This is a genomic window from Burkholderia sp. FERM BP-3421, from assembly GCF_028657905.1.
In the GTDB taxonomy this organism is placed as follows: domain Bacteria; phylum Pseudomonadota; class Gammaproteobacteria; order Burkholderiales; family Burkholderiaceae; genus Burkholderia.
The window spans coordinates 1,740,187-1,755,204 of the sequence record NZ_CP117781.1 but is presented as its reverse complement, the minus strand read 5'-3'; the positions used below and the strand labels follow the sequence as shown (position 1 = coordinate 1,755,204).

The window sequence follows — 15,018 nt, the reverse complement described above, 5'->3', positions numbered from 1 at the left end:
CGTGTCGAAACGGGCGGGCGGAGCGGGAGCAGGCGGCGAATCGGGTTGCCGAGCGGCGAGCCGGCGGGCGCGCCCCGGTCAGGACGGCGAGGCGGCAAGCCGCGTGATGCCGGCCTCGCCGCCGAGCAACAGCGCGCCATGCCCCATGTCGAGCACGGCCGCGAGACTCTGCACGCCGCCCTGCTTGCGCACGTCGAAGCTCAGCCCGTTGTCGCGCGATGCGACGATCGCGCCGCCCTGGCCGACCAGCACCAGTTCTCCGCTCGCCCGTTGCGCCGCGCCGAAATACGACGCGGGCACGCGGCTGTCCACGTGCGCCCAGGTTTCCCCGCGATCGGTGCTGCGCAGCACGTTGCCGCGCATTCCGTAGGCGATCCAGTCGCCGTTCGCGAGCATCAGCGCGCCGAACAGCGAACCGGCATACGGCGAAGGCCGCGTGTCCCAGGTCGCGCCGTCGTCGGTCGAGCGCAGCAGCAAGCCGCTCTCGCCCACGATCAGCACATTGCCGCGCCCGTCGCCGACGACCGCGTTCAGATGACGATCCCCGGCAGGTATCGTCACGGTCCGCCAGGTCGCGCCGGCATCGCCCGAGTGCAGCAGCACGCCGAAGCTGCCGGCCGCGAACAGCGAGCCGCGCGCGCTGCCCCAGACGGACAGCAGCGGATCGGAATGCACGTGATCGACGCGCACCTCGCGCCAGTGCGCGCCCGCGTCCTCGCTGCGGAGAATCCGGCCGTCGTGGCCGACCGCGATGCCGAGCGTCGGCGAGATGAAATCCACCTGCGTCAGCGTCGCCGGACGGTCGGGCGTGATGGCCGGCTGCCGCCAGTTCCAGCCGCCGTCGTCGCTCAGCAGGATCACGCCGCGCTCGCCGACCGCGACGAGGCGCGCGCCGGCCCTTGCCAGACCGTTGATTTGCAGGCGATCCGCCTGGATCGAGGTCGCGGGAAACGCCGGCAGCGGGCGCGGCGCAAACGCGAACAGCGCGGCACCGAGGACGAGCGCCGACATCGCCAGTCCGGGCAAGGTTCGTTTCATTGCTTGTCTCCTGTCCAGCGCCTCAGCGCTCATGTCGTCCGGCGTGGGCGCTCAGGCGCGCTGCGGCACCGCGCTCCGCCGTGGATACCGTGCGCCGGTCCGGGCCGACGGTCGACGTCAGGGTTCCGGATGGCCCGGGATCGCCACCGTGTCATCCCGGCCGCGGCGATGCGCCCACCTCGAACAGCGCGGCGGCGCCCATTCCACCACCGACGCACATCGTGACGACCACGTATCGCACGCCGCGCCGCGCGCCTTCGAGCAGCGCATGCATCGTCATCCGCGCGCCGGACATCCCGAACGGGTGGCCGAGCGCGATCGCGCCGCCGTCGACGTTCAGCCGTTCGTCGGGAATGCCGAGCCGGTCGCGGCAATACAGCACCTGGCACGCGAATGCCTCGTTCAGTTCCCACAGCCCGACGTCGCGCACGGCAAGCCCGAAGCGCCCGAGCAGCGCCGGGATCGCGAACACCGGGCCGATCCCCATTTCGTCCGGTTCGCAGCCGACGACCACGATCCCGCGAAACGCGCCGAGCGGCGCGAGGCCGCGGCGCGTCGCCTCGGCGCGCGACATCACGACCACGGCGGCCGCCCCGTCCGACAGCTGGGACGCATTGCCGGCCGTGACGAACGCGCCCTGCGCGACCGTATCGCCGCCGCGCCACGACGGGCTCAGCGCCGCGAGCCGCTCGGCCGTCGTGTCCGCGCGCACGCCTTCGTCGCGCGCCGCCCGCACGTCTTCGTGCCCGGCCGGCTTGCCGTCCTTGTCGAACAGCGCGCGCCGCACGTCGAGCCCCGCGATCTCCGCCTCGAAGCGTCCCGCCGCCTGCGCCTCGGCGGTGCGCCGATGGCTGCGCAGCGCGAATTCGTCCTGGGCGGCGCGCGAGATGCCGTAGCGGCGCGACACGATCTCGGCTGTCTCCATCATCGCGATGTAGGCGGACGGCTGATGCGCGAGCACGGCCTGCGAACGGGCGCGATAGGCGTTCTTGTGCCGGTTCTGCGTGAGCGAGATCGACTCGACGCCGCCCGCGACGACGATCCGCGCATCGCCCGCGGCGACGCTGCGCGCGGCGACCGCGATCGACACCAGTCCCGACGAGCACATCCGGTCGATCGCCATGCCGGGCACCGAGGCGGGCAGGCCCGCCGCGGCAGCCGACAGCCGGCCGATGTTGTAGCCTTGCGTCCCCTGCTGGGCGGCGCACCCCATCAGCACGTCGTCGGCCTCGTGCGGCGCGACGCCGGCGCGCGCCAGCGCGGCGCGCACCACGTGACCGCCGAGCGCGGGCGCCTCGGTGTCGTTGAAGATCCCGCGAAACGCCTTGCCGATCGGCGTGCGCGCGACGGAAACAATCACGGCGTCAGTCATCTGTCCGGTGCTCCAAGGTAGTAGCGGCTGATCGTGTCGGCAACGCAGCCGGGCTTGTCGCCATCTTCGATCTCGACCGTCACGCGGATCCATGCCTGCACGCCGTCGTCGAACGGCTCGACGCGCAGCAGCTCGCCGATGCCGCGCACGCGCGCGCCGACCTTCACGGCCGCCGGAAAGCGGATCCGGTCGCAGCCGTAGTTGACGCCGAAGCGCGCGCCGTCGATGCGTACGATCTGCGGCAGGAAGGCGTTGACGAGCGCGAGCGTCAGGTAGCCGTGCGCGATGCAGGCGCCGAACGGGCCGGCTTTCGCGCGCGCGGGATCGACATGCACCCACTGGTGGTCGCCCGTCACCTCGGCAAAGCCGTCGATGCGGATTTGGTCGATCGCGAGCCATGCGCTCGCGCCGAGCGTTTCGCCCACGGCCGCCGCCAGCTCGCCGGGATGCGCGAACACGCGAGGCCGCGCGCGCGCGAAGTGGGAAATGGCGCTCGTCATGCGCGCTGGCTGCTGACCGACAGCACTTCGCCCGTCAGATACGAGGCGTAGTCACTTGCAAGAAACACCATCACGTTGGCGACCTCCCAGACTTCGGCGGCGCGCCCGAACGCCTCGCGCGCCGCCAGTTGATTCAGCAAGTCGGCCGGCGCCGACTTCTTCAGAAATTCGTGCATCGCGAGGCTCGGCGCGACCGCGTTGATGCGCACGCCATACGGCGCGGCTTCGAGCGCCGCGCAGCGCGTGAGCGCCATCACGCCGGCCTTCGCCGCCGCGTAGTGCGCCTGCTCCGCCTGCGCGCGCCAGCCGAGCACCGAGGCGTTGTTGACGATCACGCCGCGGCCGCGGGCCTGCATGTGCGGCAGCATCGCGCGCATCATCCGGAACGTCCCGGTCAGGCTAATGTCGATCACGCGCGACCATTCGGCATCGTCCATTTCGACGATCCGCCGGGTTCCCCCCAGCCCCGCGTTGTTGATCAGGACGTCGACGCCGTCGAGCTGCGCCTCGGCGGCCGCGACGAGCGCCCGCACGTCGTCCTCCACCGCGACGTTGCCGAGCCGCCCGTGGATGCGCCGCAGCCCCGTTTCGGCGCGCAGCGTGTCGACGGCCTGTTCGAGGCGCTTCTCGTGGAGGTCGGAGATGAACAGCGCGCGACAGCCCTCCTCCGCGCAGCGGCGTGCGGCGGCGTAGCCGATGCCGGCGCCCGCGGCGGCGGTGACGAGCACCGCCTTCCCGGCGAGCAGCCGGTGGCCGGGCACGTAGGGGGGCGCTTCGTTGATGCGGTCGGGTTCAGTCATGCTTGGCCTCGCGGTTCCCTCGGCATGCCGAGCCCGCGCTCGGCCATGATGTTGAGCTGGATCTCATTGGTGCCGGCGTAGATCGTGTCCGCGCGGGAGAACAGGAACAGGCGCTGCAGGCGGGTGAGCAGCTCGTCGGACGGATCGATCACGTTCGCGCGCGCGCCGAGCGCGTCCATCGCGAGCTGACCCAGGTCGCGGTGCCAGTTCGACCACTGGTACTTGTAGATCAGCGCCTCGCGGCGCAGCGGCGCGCCCGCTGCGCCGTCCGCGCCCGACAGCATGCGCAGCGCGTTGTAGCGCATCACGCGCAGCCCGGCCCAGGCGCGGCCGATCCGCTGGCGCAGCACGGGCTCGCGGTCCGCGCCCGACGCGCGCGCGGCATCGATCACCCATTCAAGCTCGCGCACGAACTGCATCTGCTGGCCGAGCGTCGACACGCCGCGCTCGAAGCCGAGCAGCGTCATCGCGATCCGCCAGCCCTCGCCCGGCGCGCCAACGAGATCGCACGCCCCGGCGCGCGCGCCGTCGAAGAACACCTCGTTGAATTCGGCGCCGCCGTTGATCTGCCGGATCGGCCGGATCTCGATGCCGGGCTGGTCGAGCGGCATCAGCAGAAACGACAGTCCCTGGCTGCCGCGCGATCCGGCGTCGCTGCGCGCGAGCACGAAGATCCAGTCGGCGTCGCGCGCGAGCGACGTCCAGGCTTTCTGGCCGCTCACCCGCCACGAGCCGTCCGCCTCCTGCGCGGCGCGCGTGCGCAGGTTCGCGAGATCGGAACCCGCGCCCGGTTCCGAATAGCCCTGGCACCAGAACTGCGTGCCGGCCAGGATGGCGGGCAGGAAGCGCGCACGCTGGTCGTCGGTGCCGCACGCCACGAGCGTGGGCCCGAGCAGCCCTTCGCCGATATGCCCCATGCGTCCCGGCCCACCCGCGCGCGCATAGGCTTCGTGGAAGATCACCTGCTCGGCCACCGTGAAGCCGCGCCCGCCCGCCTCGGCCGGCCAGCCGAGGCCGGTCCAGCCGCCGCGCGCCAGCTCCCGCTCCCAGGCCTTGCGCAGTTCGGGCCACGCCTCCTCGTCGCCCGGGCCGCCGCGGTGCCTCAGGCAGGCGAACTCGCCCGTGAGGTGCGACGCCACCCAGTCGGCGACTTCATGACTCAATTGCCGTTCCCGCGATGCGCCGTTCATGGCCGCGCTCCTGCTCGGTGCGCGGACGGGCGCGCGCGTGTCGCGACGGATGCGGCGGTCGCGCCCTCTCGCGCCGGCGCGCCGCCGTCGATCGCATGGCGCGCGATCCATTCGAGCAGTTGCGGCGTGGCGCCGAACTGCGCGCCCGAAGCCTGTGCGCGCTTGAAAAAGAGATGCGGGTCGTATTCCCACGTGAAGCCGGCGCCGCCGTGAAGCTGGATCGCTTCCTGCGCGCCGAATGCGCAAGCCTCGTTCGCGGCGACCTTCGCGGCCGCGATGTCCGCGCACAGCGCGGCGCCCGGCGTCGCGCCCGCCGCCGCATCCCACGCGCGCGCGGCGCCGAACACGGCCGAGCGCGCCGACTCGATCAGCACCATCATCTGCGCGCAGCGATGCTTGACGACCTGGAACGACGCAATCGCACGGCCGAACTGCACGCGCTGGCTCGTGTAGGCCAGCGTCAGGTCGAGGCACTGCTGCGCGCCGCCGACCTGCTCGGCCGCCAGCGCGAGCGCGGCGAACCATGCGCCGCGTTCGAGCACGCGCGCGGCATCGCGGCCGGCGGCAAGCCGCGCGTCGCGACGCACCCGGGTCGCGTCGAGCACGATACGGGCTATGGGCCGGGTCGCGTCGAGCGTGTCGAGCGGCGCGGCGGCCAGGCCCGATGCCGCAGCGGCGTCGACGGCGAACAGCGAGATCGACTGCCCTTCGCTCCCGATCCGCGACGGCACGAGCAGCAGATCGGCGCGCGCGCCGTCGATGACGTACGGAATCGTGCCGGACAACGCATAGCCGCCGCCCACGGCCGTGGCGGAGACGGGCAGCGGCCATGCGCCCACCGCGCGACCGAACGGGGGTTCGAGCGGCAACGCGAGCGTCGCGCTGCACGCGCCTTCGGCAAGCTTCGAAAGCCATGCGCTCGCCACGGGCGTGGCGCACTGCGCGAGCGCGGTCGCCGCCAGGCACGTCGTCGGAAAATACGGCACGCAAGCGAGGCGCGCGCCGAGCTGCTCCATGAGCAGCATCTGCTCGACCGCGCCGAGCCCCGTCCCGCCCACCGCCTCCGGCAGCGCGAGCGCATTCCAGCCGAGTTCGCCCGCGAGCGTCGTCCACAGCGCATCGTCGCGGCCGGCGGAGCGTGCGAGCGCGCGGCGCACCTCGGCCGACGCGCTGCGTTCGGCCAGCACGTCGGCCGCCGCGGCGCGGATCATCGTCTGTTCGTCGGTGAGCGCGAGATCCATCGCTCAGCTCCCGTAGACAGGCTGCGCCGGCCGCGCATCGCCCAGCAGCCGCGCGACGGCCGAACCGACGTCGCGCGGCGCCCAACGCGCGCCGCGATCGACGCGCGGGCCCGTGCGCCAGCCTTCCGCCAGCGCGATCACGCCACCCTCGACCTCGAACACCTGCCCCGTCACGTCGCCCGACAGCGTGCTGCCGAGCCACACGACGAGCGGCGCGACGTTGGCGGGATCGAAGTAGTCGAAGCTGCCGTCGTCAGGCTTGCGCATCCGCTCCGCGAACGCGCCTTCGGTCATCGAGGTGCGCGCGGCCGGCGCGAGCGCATTCACGCACACGCCGTAGCGCCGCAGTTCGGCCGACTGCATCAGCGTCAGCGCCGCGATGCCGGCCTTCGCCGCGCCGTAGTTCGACTGGCCGATGGAGCCTTGCAGGCCGGCGCCTGAAGTCGTGTTGACGATCCGCGCGTCGACGCGATTGCCGGCTTTCGCCGCATCGCGCCACGCGCGCGCCAGCAGGCTCGACAGGCAGAAATGACCGCGCAGATGCACCCGCATCACCTCGTCCCAGTCCTGCTCGGTCAGGCTCGTGAACATCCTGTCGCGGCAGATGCCTGCGTTGTTGACGAGCACCTGCACCTCGCCGAATGCATCGCGCGCGGCATCGAGGATACGCTGCGCGGTGGCGACGTTCGTGATGTCGTCCGAGTTCGCGAGCGCGCGTCCGCCGCGCCGCGCGATCTCGTCGCACACGGCCTGCGCGGCGTCGCGCCGGAGGTCGTTGATGACGACCGATGCGCCTTCGGCGGCGAACGCGAACGCGTATTCGCGCCCCAGCCCGCCGCCGGCACCCGTGATGACGACCGTGCGTCCGTTACAGATTCCCATGCGGTGCTCCGTTGAAGATGACGCGCTCACTGGCGCTCGATGAGCGTGACGTTCGCGAGGCCGCCGCCCTCGCACATCGCCTGCATGCCGTAGCGGCCGCCCGTGCGCTCCAGCTCGTGCAGCAGCGTCGTCATCAGCCGCGCGCCGGTCGCGCCGAGCGGATGGCCGAGCGCGATCCCGCCGCCGTTCGGATTGGTTTTCTCGTGCGGGAAGCGCGTCTCGGCCAGCCACGCCAACGCCACCGATGCGAACGCCTCGTTCATTTCGACGCTATCGATCCGCGACCACTCGAGGCCGCTCTTGCGGAGCGCCCTCTGCGTCGCCTCGATCGGGGCCGTGAGCATCCACAGCGGATCGTCGCCGTACACGCCCAGGTGATGAATGCGCGCGCGCGGCGTGAGGCCGTAGCGCTTCAGCGCCGCCTCGGACACGATCAGGAGCGCCGCGGCCGCGTCGCCGGTCTGGCTCGCGACGGCGGCCGTGAGCGAACCGCCCGGCGTCAGCGGTTCGAGCGCCGCCATCTTCGCGAGCGTCGTGTCGGGGCGTGGCGTCTCGTCGTGCGTCACGCCTTCGAGCGGCACGATCTCGCGCGCGAAATGGCCGGACTCGATCGCCGCCGTCGCGCGGCGGTGGCTTTCGAGCGCATAGCGCTCCATCGCGTCGCGCGACAGGTTCCAGCGATCGGCGATCCGCTGGGCGGCGACGAACTGCGACACGGGCGCATCGCCGAAACGCGCGCGCCAGCCCACGCTGCCGGAAAACGGGTCGGCGAAGCCGAGCGGCGCCGCGCAGGTCATCGCCGACGAGATCGGAATCTGCGTCATCGTCTGGACGCCGCCCGCGACGACGACGTCCTGCACACCGCTCATCACCGCCTGCGCGGCAAAATGCACGGCCTGCTGGGACGAGCCGCATTGACGATCGACGGTCACGCCCGGCACCTGCAGCGGCAGACCGGCCGCGAGCCAGCAGGTGCGCGCGATGTTGCCCGCCAGCGGGCCGATCGTGTCGACGCAGCCGAAGATCACGTCGTCGTAGTCGTCGGCGGGAATCGCGTTGCGCTCGACGAGCGTCTTCAGCACGAAACCGCCGAGGTCGGCCGCATGCACGTGCGCGAGCCCGCCCCCGCGGCGGCCGGTGGGCGTGCGCAGCGCATCGACGATATAGGCTTGGGTCATGCTTGCTCCTCGAAGTCGAAGGTCTGCGCGGGGCCGATCGGCAGCGCGTCGCCGACGATCGCGTCGGCCACGCGGGCCTTGTGGAAGGCGCTGTCGCCCCAGCTGCCGGCGAACGCCCAGATGCGCTTCATGAAGATCTGCAGATCGAGATCCCACGTGTAGCCGATCGCGCCGTGCACCTGCATCGCGTGGCGCGCGGCCAGCTGTGCCGCGGCCGTCGCGGCGAGCTTCGCATGCGACACCAGCATCGCGCGCTGCGGGTGGTCGGCGGCGATCGCCTGCGCGGCGCGCGCGACCACCGGTCGCGCGAACTCGTGGCGGATCGCGACGTCCGCAAGCAGATGCTTGACCGCCTGGTACGCGCCGATCGCCCTGTCGAACTGCTTGCGCTGCGCGCTGTAGTCGATCGCGACGTCGAGTACGCGCTGCGTGAGGCCGAGCAGCTGCGCGGCGGTCGCGAATGCGCCGTGATCGAGCGCCCGCGCCAGCAGCGGCGCGGCGGTGTCGGCGCGGGCGACGCGGGTGTCGGCCGACGGCGTCCAGTCGAGCGTGAACAGACGCCGCGACGGGTCGATGCTCTCGACCGCGCGCCATTCGCAGCGCGCCGGATCGATGCGATGCAACTCGCCGCGGTGCTCGCACAGCAGCGTATCCGCCACGTGCACGTCCTCCGCGTAGGGGTTCACGGGATGCACCAGCGCGACGCGCGCCCGCCCTGCCGCGAGCTTGCGCAGCAGCGCGTCCCGCCAGTCGCTCACGGGCAGCCCGCCCAGCACGCCGGCCGCGACGAGCCCGGTTTCGAGCAGCGGCTCCGGGCCGGCGAAATAGCCGTAGGTCTGGGCGAACAGCGCCCATTCGACTTCGCCCAGGCCGAGCCCGCCGTATGCCTCGGGCACCGACACGGCCGTCAGCCCCTGCGACACGAGCAACGACCACAGGGCCTCGGAGCGTCCTGTCGGCGTCGTCCACAGTTCGCGGATCAGTTCGGGCGTCATCTCGATCATCAACAGGCGCTTCACGCTTTGCGCGAGCGCTTCCTGGTCGGCATCGAATACGAAGTCCATGCGCGTTCCGTTCTATAGGATGGTGGGGCGCGGCTACGCGCGCGGCATGCCGAGCATCCGTTCGGCGATGATGTTGCGCTGGATCTCGTTGGTGCCCGCGTAGATCGGGCCGGCCTGCGCGAACAGGAAGCCGTCGAGCCAGTGGCCGAGCACCGCGTGCTGCGCGGCCGTCCGCGGGACGATCCCGCCGTGCGCGCCGAGGATGTCGAGCGCGGCCTGGTGCATGCGCAGGTCCAGTTCCGACCAGAACACCTTGTTGGTGCTCGACTCCGCGCCGATATGGCCACCCTTGCGCAGCCGGCTCGCGGTGGCGTAGGTCGACAGCGCATAGGCCTGCGCATCCATCCAGGCGGCGGCGACGCGCTCGCGCAGCGCCGGGTCGCGATCGGCGCTGCCGCGGTGCGCGAGATACAGGTCGCGCAGCGCCTGTGCGGTGCGCTGGAAGCGCGCGGGCGAGCGCAGCATCAGCCCGCGCTCGAAGCCGGCCGTCGCCATCGCGACCTGCCAGCCCGCGCCTTCCGCCGCGAGACGATGGTCGACCGGCACGCGCACGTCGTCGAAAAAGATCTCCGCGAAGCCCGTCTGTCCGTTGAGCTGGCGGATCGGCCGCACCGTGATGCCCGGCGCGGACAACGGCACCATCAGGAAACTCAGGCCGCGATGGCGCGACGAGCCGGGATCGCTGCGGAACAGCCCGAACAGCCAGTCGGCCCACACCGCGCGGGTCGACCAGATCTTCTGGCCGTTCAGCACATATTCGTCGCCGCTGCGCAGCGCCGTGGCGCGGATCGCGGCCATGTCCGAACCCGCGTTCGGCTCCGACCACCCCTGCGCCCACACGTGCTCGCCCGCCGCCATCGCGGGCAGAAAACGCGCCTTCTGCTCCGCCGTGCCGACCTCCATCAGCGTCGGGCCGAGCAGGAACAGGCCGTTCTGGTTCACGCGCATCGGCGCGTCCGCGCGCCAGTACTCCTCCTCGAAGATCAGCCACTCGATCAGGTCGCAGCCGCGCCCGCCCAGCTCGCGCGGCCAGGTGACCATGCTCCAGCGGCCCGCGTGCAGCGTGCGCTCCCAGGCGCGGTGCGCGGCGAAGCCGGCCTCGGTATCGAAGCTCGGCAGCCGTTCGCGCGGCGCGTGGGCCGCGAGCCAGTCGCGGATCTCCGCGCGCAGCGCGCGCTGCCCGGCGGTATAGGTCAGGTTCATGTACGCGCCTCCGCCACCGGTGTCGACGCCGGCTCGCCGAAGCGCGCATCGCGCTTCTCGACGAATGCCGCGCGCGCTTCGGCCGAGTCCTGCGTCAGGTACGCCTGCAACGTGAAGCCCTGCTCCCAGCGGTACTTGTCTTCGAGATCGCCGTCCTCGACGCCGTTCAACGCCTCCTTCGCGAGCCGCAACATCGCGGGGCTCTTCGCGCCGATCCTGCGGGCGAGCGCGAGCGCCGCGTCGCGCAGCGCGTCGCGCGCCACGACCTGCTCGATCGCGCCGAGCCGATACGCTTCGGCCGCATCGATCATGCCGCCCGTGAAATACAGGGCCCGCGTCTTCTGGATGCCGAACAGGCGCTGCAGGTGGGCGCCGCCGCCCATCGCGCCGCGGTCGATCTCCGGGACGCCGAAGCGCGCGCAGTCCGCCGCGACGATGATGTCGGCCGCGCCGCAGATGCCGATCCCGCCGCCGAGCACGAAGCCGTGGACGGCCGCTATCACCGGCTTCGGATTGCGGTGCAGCGCGCGGAAGGTCCGGTGGTTGCCCGCGTTGACCGCCACGATCCGGCCCGGATGCGCGGCCAGCTCCTTGATATCGACTCCCGCGCAAAACCCTCGCCCCTCGGCCCGCACGACGATCACATGCACCTCGTCGTCGGCGCCGAGCGCGTCGAGCGCCTGCGCGAGCGCGTGCCAGCCCTGCGCGTCGAGCGCGTTGACGGGCGGATGCGCGATCACGAGCTCGGCGATGCCGTCGGCGCGGTCGATCCGGAACGGCTTGGCGCCGGCCGCGTGCTTGGACTCCGTCATCTGTTCCGTCTCCCGGTCAGGTCGTTCAAGTGTCCTGTGTCGCCGCCGAACCGCGCAGCACGGCCAGCGCATCGAGCCGTGCGGCAGCGTCCGCGACGATCCTCGCGATCAGCGCATCGCACGATTCGAGCGCGCCGATCATCGCCGCCGCCTGGCCGCTCGGCAGCACGCCTTCGTCGGGCACGCCCTCGACGATGGCGCGCCGGATCAGGAACGGCGCATTCGCCGCCATCAGCGTCTGGCTCACCGTATAGTCGTGCTCGCGCAGCGCCTTGAGCGCCAGGCCGAGCATCTGGCCTGCACCCAGACCGCTCTGCCGCCTCCATGCCTGCGCCGTCCGCAGCGCGTACAGCGCGCGGCGCAGCGGGCCGAAGCGTTCGAGCGTCGACAGGCACGGGTTGTCGATCATGCGTTGCGGCAGGCCGTCGAGCGCGTCGGACACGCGGATGCGCGCCGGATCGCCGACCGCGAGGTAGCGCTCGAGCGTCGCGCGCGGCACCGGCGAATCCGCGCTCATCAGGAAACGCGTGCCCATCGCGATGCCGGCCGCACCGTACGCGAGCGCCGCCGCGAGCCCGCGCCCGTCGAAGAAGCCGCCGGCCGCGACGACGGGCACCTGCACGGCGTCGAGCACCGTCGGCAGCAGCAGCGTGGTCGGCACCGGGCCGGTGTGGCCGCCGCCTTCCGCGCCCTGCACGGTCACGATGTCCGCGCCGAGTTCGACCGCCTTCGCCGCGTGCTTCGGCGCGCCGACGGTCGGCATGCAGACGATGCCCGCGCGCTTGAAGCGGCGGATCGTGTTCGCGTCCGGGCCCCGGCCATAGCTCACCGCGCGCAGCCGGTGCTTGATCGCCAGATCGACGAGCTGCTCCGCGTTCTTCTGGAACAGGTGGAAGTTGATGCCGAACGGCTGCTCGGTCAGTGACTTGACCTTCAGGATCTCGGCCTCGACATGTTCGGGTTCGAGCGTCGCGCCGGCCAGGAAGCCGAAGCCGCCCGCGTTGCTCGTGGCCGCGACGAGCCGTGCGTCGGCAACCCAGCCCATCGCCGTCTGCACGACCGGATGGCGGCAGCCGAGCAGGTCGCAGAGCGGCGTGTGGAGCGTCAGGCTCATACGGCGGCCGGCCCGATCGCGGCCGGCGCGCGCGCCTCGCCCTCGGACGCGCCGTCCGGTTCGCGCTGCGAGCGGGCCATGCTGCGCGCGTCGTGGCCGCCGAGGCGATCGCCGCTGACCAGCTCGTTGTGCGCGTGGGCGAAGTGATGCCAGGCGAACGCGGCATCCATCGCCGCGCGCTTGCCCTGCAGTTCCTCGACGTGGTTCAACGCCTGCTTCGTCAGCGCGAGCCCGAGGCGCGGCATCGTCGCGATCCGCGCCGCAATCGCATGGGTCGCGTCGCGCAGACGCTCGCGCGGCACCACGCGATTGACCATCCCCATCTGGTAGGCGCGCTCGGCCGGCATCCGCTCGCCGAGGAACAGGAATTCCTTCGCGATGCGCGGATTCAACTCATAGGCGTGCGCGAAATACTCGACGCCCGGAATCCCCATCCGCACGACGGGATCGGCAAAGAATGCGTCTTCCGACGCGACGATCAGGTCGCACACCCACGCCAGCATCAGTCCGCCCGCGATGCATGCGCCCTGGACCATCGCGATGGTCGGCTTCGGCAGATCGCGCCAGCGGCGGCACATGCCGAGGTAGACCTCCTGTTCGCGCGCATAGAGGAACTCGCCGCCCTCCTTGCCGACGTGGTCGTACCACAGCGACGTGCGTTCGAACGATTCGTCGATGTCGCGGCCGGGCGTGCCGATGTCGTGGCCGGCCGAGAAATGCTTGCCCGCGCCCGCGAGCACGATCGCCTTCACCGCGTCGTCGTGCGCGGCGCGCCGGAACGCGGCGTCGAGCGCATAGGTCATCTTCGCGTTCTGCGCGTTGTGATACTCGGGGCGGTTCATCGTGATCGTCGCGATGCCCTCCTCGAGCGCGTAGCCGACCACACCGTCGGCGAACCGGGATTGCGCGCCTTCCATGTCGGACCTCATCCCCGGCGCGGCGCCGGATTGCCGCGCACGATCGCCGCGCGCAGGTTGTGCGGATCGAGCGCGCGGACGATGCGCAGATCCTCCGCATCCGGCGCGGCCGTCGCGCCCAGTTCCGGATGCGCGGCGAGTTCGAAGCCCGTCGCGTCCTGCACCTCGTCGAAGCTCACGCCCGGATGCAGCGAGCACACGCGGATCGCGTGGTCGGGGCCGCCGAAATCCATCACGCACAGATCGGTGACGATGCCGCGCAGGTCGACGAAGGTCCTCATGCCGGGCAGGCGGCGCGCCGGGTTGTAGCCGATCGTGCAGACCATGTCGACCTCCCCCGCCACGAACGTGCGCTTGCCATGACCGCTGACGAAGAACGAATTCGCATGGCTCGTCGAATTGCCGGGGAAGCCGCGTGCGCCGAGCAGTTGGGTGGCCGGGCGGGCGGGGTCGCCGCCGAGCCGCGAGATGTTCGCCTGGCCGAAGCGGTCGATCTGCGTCGGCATCACGAGCGCATGGCGGCGCCCGTGCCACAGGCAGTCGAACACGCGCTCGTAGGGCATCCAGCCGCTCGCCTGTACGCGGTAGCCGTCCGGGCGCGGGCCGAGCGGCACGGGAGCCTCGACCAGATACGCCTCGCCGTCGGTCAGCATCAGGCCGCCGTTGTACGCGAGGCGCGCGAGGCCGGCCGCCAGCCGGGGCCCCGTGCCGATCCCCGTCGCCAGTACTTCGCCGTCGCCGCGCCAGAGCCGCGCGGCGGCGACGATCATCAGTTCCGCGAGGGAAAGGTCGAGAGAATCGCTCACAGACGCTCCTTTACAGAATCGGCAACGGCAGCGCCGTCACGTGCGACAAGCCGCCTACACCGTCCAGGTACGCTCGTTCGTCCCGGCCCACCACGTCGCGCACATAAGCGGCGGCCCGCGCGTCGTCCTCCGCGCTCGCGCAGTACGCGCGCAGGTGCGGCAGATCCCAGCCGTAGGCCGGCCCGCACGACGTCGGATGCGCGCCGCCCGGCGCGTGAACCACGCCCGAGACGAGCGAGCGCTCGAACGGGCTGCGGCGCGCGCCGTCGAGATCGTCGCTCGCGAGCGACGCGTCGAGCACCTCGGTCGAGACGTAGCAGCGCGTCGCGGCGCGCGCCATCCAGGCATCGAAGAACGGATCGGGGCCGTCGATGCGCGTGTTGCCCATCCGGTCGGCCGCGTTCACGTGCAGCAGCGCGACGTCGAGTTCGATGGCCGGCATCGCGATGAGCGTCTCGCCGTCGTCATAGGGCGACCGTATCGTGCGCAGCCGCGGCGCGTGATCGAGCAGCGCGGTGCCAAGCCCCACGCGCGTCGGCAGGAACGGCAACCGCGCCGCCGCCGCGCGCAGGCCGAGTTGCAGCATGCCCTCGTCGAGTTCGAACACGTCGATGCGACCCTGCTCGCGGGCGCGGCGGAAATGCGGTTCGAGCGGGATCGCGTCGAGCGACACGAAGCCGAATACGACCTTGCGGATCTTGTCCGCCGCGCACAGCAGGCCGACGTCGGGCCCGCCGTAGGCAACGATCGTCAGCGCCTTCAGCCCCGAGCGCGCGATCTCGCGCACCAGCGCCATCGGCTTGCGCCGCGGCCCCCATCCGCCGATGCCGATCGTCATGCCGTCGGCAAGCTGCGCGACCACGTCGCGCGCGGACATCGTCTTGTCGAGAGGTTTCATCAT

At 71.7% G+C, this 15,018-nt stretch carries 15 protein-coding genes; all 15 read right to left on the bottom strand.

Annotation, left to right across the window (positions count from 1 at the left end):
- Positions 1-78: 78 nt before the first annotated feature.
- The 15 genes from Bsp3421_RS10750 to Bsp3421_RS10680 all read right to left on the bottom strand — a co-directional run bounded on the left by Bsp3421_RS10750 (position 79) and on the right by Bsp3421_RS10680 (position 15,018).
- Positions 79-1,038: a WD40/YVTN/BNR-like repeat-containing protein gene (locus Bsp3421_RS10750; RefSeq protein WP_273995920.1), complete on the bottom strand. Its 960-nt coding sequence runs from the start codon at positions 1,036-1,038 to the stop codon at positions 79-81.
- Between the two features lie 151 nt (positions 1,039-1,189).
- Positions 1,190-2,410, bottom strand: coding sequence for an acetyl-CoA C-acyltransferase (locus Bsp3421_RS10745; protein ID WP_273995918.1), 1,221 nt, complete (start codon positions 2,408-2,410; stop codon positions 1,190-1,192).
- Positions 2,407-2,910, bottom strand: coding sequence for a MaoC family dehydratase (locus Bsp3421_RS10740; protein ID WP_273995917.1), 504 nt, complete (start codon positions 2,908-2,910; stop codon positions 2,407-2,409). Before Bsp3421_RS10740 ends, Bsp3421_RS10745 begins: the two co-directional genes overlap by 4 nt.
- A complete protein-coding gene (locus Bsp3421_RS10735; protein ID WP_273995916.1) occupies positions 2,907-3,710 on the bottom strand; it encodes an SDR family oxidoreductase in 804 nt (267 codons plus the stop codon). Before Bsp3421_RS10735 ends, Bsp3421_RS10740 begins: the two co-directional genes overlap by 4 nt.
- Positions 3,707-4,900, bottom strand: a complete 1,194-nt coding sequence (locus Bsp3421_RS10730; protein WP_273995915.1) for an acyl-CoA dehydrogenase family protein — start codon at positions 4,898-4,900, stop codon at positions 3,707-3,709. The genes Bsp3421_RS10735 and Bsp3421_RS10730 overlap by 4 nt, the downstream gene beginning before the upstream one ends.
- Positions 4,897-6,141: an acyl-CoA dehydrogenase family protein gene (locus Bsp3421_RS10725; RefSeq protein ID WP_273995913.1), complete on the bottom strand. Its 1,245-nt coding sequence runs from the start codon at positions 6,139-6,141 to the stop codon at positions 4,897-4,899. The genes Bsp3421_RS10730 and Bsp3421_RS10725 overlap by 4 nt, the downstream gene beginning before the upstream one ends.
- A gap of 3 nt (positions 6,142-6,144) precedes the next feature.
- Positions 6,145-7,023 (bottom strand): SDR family oxidoreductase, encoded by an 879-nt coding sequence (locus Bsp3421_RS10720; RefSeq protein WP_273995912.1) that lies wholly within the window; start codon positions 7,021-7,023, stop codon positions 6,145-6,147.
- A 26-nt stretch (positions 7,024-7,049) separates the two neighbouring features.
- Positions 7,050-8,201, bottom strand: a complete 1,152-nt coding sequence (locus Bsp3421_RS10715) for an acetyl-CoA C-acetyltransferase (protein ID WP_273995910.1) — start codon at positions 8,199-8,201, stop codon at positions 7,050-7,052.
- Entirely contained in the window at positions 8,198-9,265 is a 1,068-nt protein-coding gene (locus Bsp3421_RS10710) for an acyl-CoA dehydrogenase family protein (protein ID WP_273995908.1), read from the bottom strand. Before Bsp3421_RS10710 ends, Bsp3421_RS10715 begins: the two co-directional genes overlap by 4 nt.
- A gap of 33 nt (positions 9,266-9,298) precedes the next feature.
- Positions 9,299-10,468, bottom strand: coding sequence for an acyl-CoA dehydrogenase family protein (locus Bsp3421_RS10705; RefSeq protein ID WP_273995907.1), 1,170 nt, complete (start codon positions 10,466-10,468; stop codon positions 9,299-9,301).
- Entirely contained in the window at positions 10,465-11,280 is an 816-nt protein-coding gene (locus tag Bsp3421_RS10700; RefSeq protein WP_273995906.1) for an enoyl-CoA hydratase family protein, read from the bottom strand. Before Bsp3421_RS10700 ends, Bsp3421_RS10705 begins: the two co-directional genes overlap by 4 nt.
- A 25-nt stretch (positions 11,281-11,305) precedes the next feature.
- Entirely contained in the window at positions 11,306-12,394 is a 1,089-nt protein-coding gene (locus tag Bsp3421_RS10695) for an NAD(P)H-dependent flavin oxidoreductase (RefSeq protein WP_273995905.1), read from the bottom strand.
- A complete protein-coding gene (locus tag Bsp3421_RS10690; RefSeq protein WP_273995903.1) occupies positions 12,391-13,311 on the bottom strand; it encodes an enoyl-CoA hydratase in 921 nt (306 codons plus the stop codon). Before Bsp3421_RS10690 ends, Bsp3421_RS10695 begins: the two co-directional genes overlap by 4 nt.
- Before the next feature lie 8 nt (positions 13,312-13,319).
- Positions 13,320-14,117: a CoA-transferase subunit beta gene (locus Bsp3421_RS10685; RefSeq protein WP_273995901.1), complete on the bottom strand. Its 798-nt coding sequence runs from the start codon at positions 14,115-14,117 to the stop codon at positions 13,320-13,322.
- Positions 14,118-14,127: 10 nt separating this feature from the next.
- On the bottom strand, positions 14,128-15,018 hold the full coding sequence (locus Bsp3421_RS10680) for a CoA transferase subunit A (RefSeq protein WP_273995899.1): 891 nt from the start codon (positions 15,016-15,018) through the stop codon (positions 14,128-14,130).

What these genes read in the sequence shown, in the direction of transcription:
- Bsp3421_RS10680 (WP_273995899.1), bottom strand. Translation starts at nt 15,018, where the DNA reads ATGATGAAACCTCTCGACAAGACGATGTCCGCGCGCGACGTGGTCGCG.
- Bsp3421_RS10700 (WP_273995906.1), bottom strand. Translation starts at nt 11,280, where the DNA reads ATGACGGAGTCCAAGCACGCGGCCGGCGCCAAGCCGTTCCGGATCGAC.
- Bsp3421_RS10695 (WP_273995905.1), bottom strand. Translation starts at nt 12,394, where the DNA reads ATGAGCCTGACGCTCCACACGCCGCTCTGCGACCTGCTCGGCTGCCGC.
- Bsp3421_RS10740 (WP_273995917.1), bottom strand. Translation starts at nt 2,910, where the DNA reads ATGACGAGCGCCATTTCCCACTTCGCGCGCGCGCGGCCTCGCGTGTTC.
- Bsp3421_RS10725 (WP_273995913.1), bottom strand. Translation starts at nt 6,141, where the DNA reads ATGGATCTCGCGCTCACCGACGAACAGACGATGATCCGCGCCGCGGCG.
- Bsp3421_RS10710 (WP_273995908.1), bottom strand. Translation starts at nt 9,265, where the DNA reads ATGGACTTCGTATTCGATGCCGACCAGGAAGCGCTCGCGCAAAGCGTG.
- Bsp3421_RS10705 (WP_273995907.1), bottom strand. Translation starts at nt 10,468, where the DNA reads ATGAACCTGACCTATACCGCCGGGCAGCGCGCGCTGCGCGCGGAGATC.
- Bsp3421_RS10690 (WP_273995903.1), bottom strand. Translation starts at nt 13,311, where the DNA reads ATGGAAGGCGCGCAATCCCGGTTCGCCGACGGTGTGGTCGGCTACGCG.
- Bsp3421_RS10730 (WP_273995915.1), bottom strand. Translation starts at nt 4,900, where the DNA reads ATGAACGGCGCATCGCGGGAACGGCAATTGAGTCATGAAGTCGCCGAC.
- Bsp3421_RS10745 (WP_273995918.1), bottom strand. Translation starts at nt 2,410, where the DNA reads ATGACTGACGCCGTGATTGTTTCCGTCGCGCGCACGCCGATCGGCAAG.
- Bsp3421_RS10720 (WP_273995912.1), bottom strand. Translation starts at nt 7,023, where the DNA reads ATGGGAATCTGTAACGGACGCACGGTCGTCATCACGGGTGCCGGCGGC.
- Bsp3421_RS10715 (WP_273995910.1), bottom strand. Translation starts at nt 8,201, where the DNA reads ATGACCCAAGCCTATATCGTCGATGCGCTGCGCACGCCCACCGGCCGC.
- Bsp3421_RS10750 (WP_273995920.1), bottom strand. Translation starts at nt 1,038, where the DNA reads ATGAAACGAACCTTGCCCGGACTGGCGATGTCGGCGCTCGTCCTCGGT.
- Bsp3421_RS10735 (WP_273995916.1), bottom strand. Translation starts at nt 3,710, where the DNA reads ATGACTGAACCCGACCGCATCAACGAAGCGCCCCCCTACGTGCCCGGC.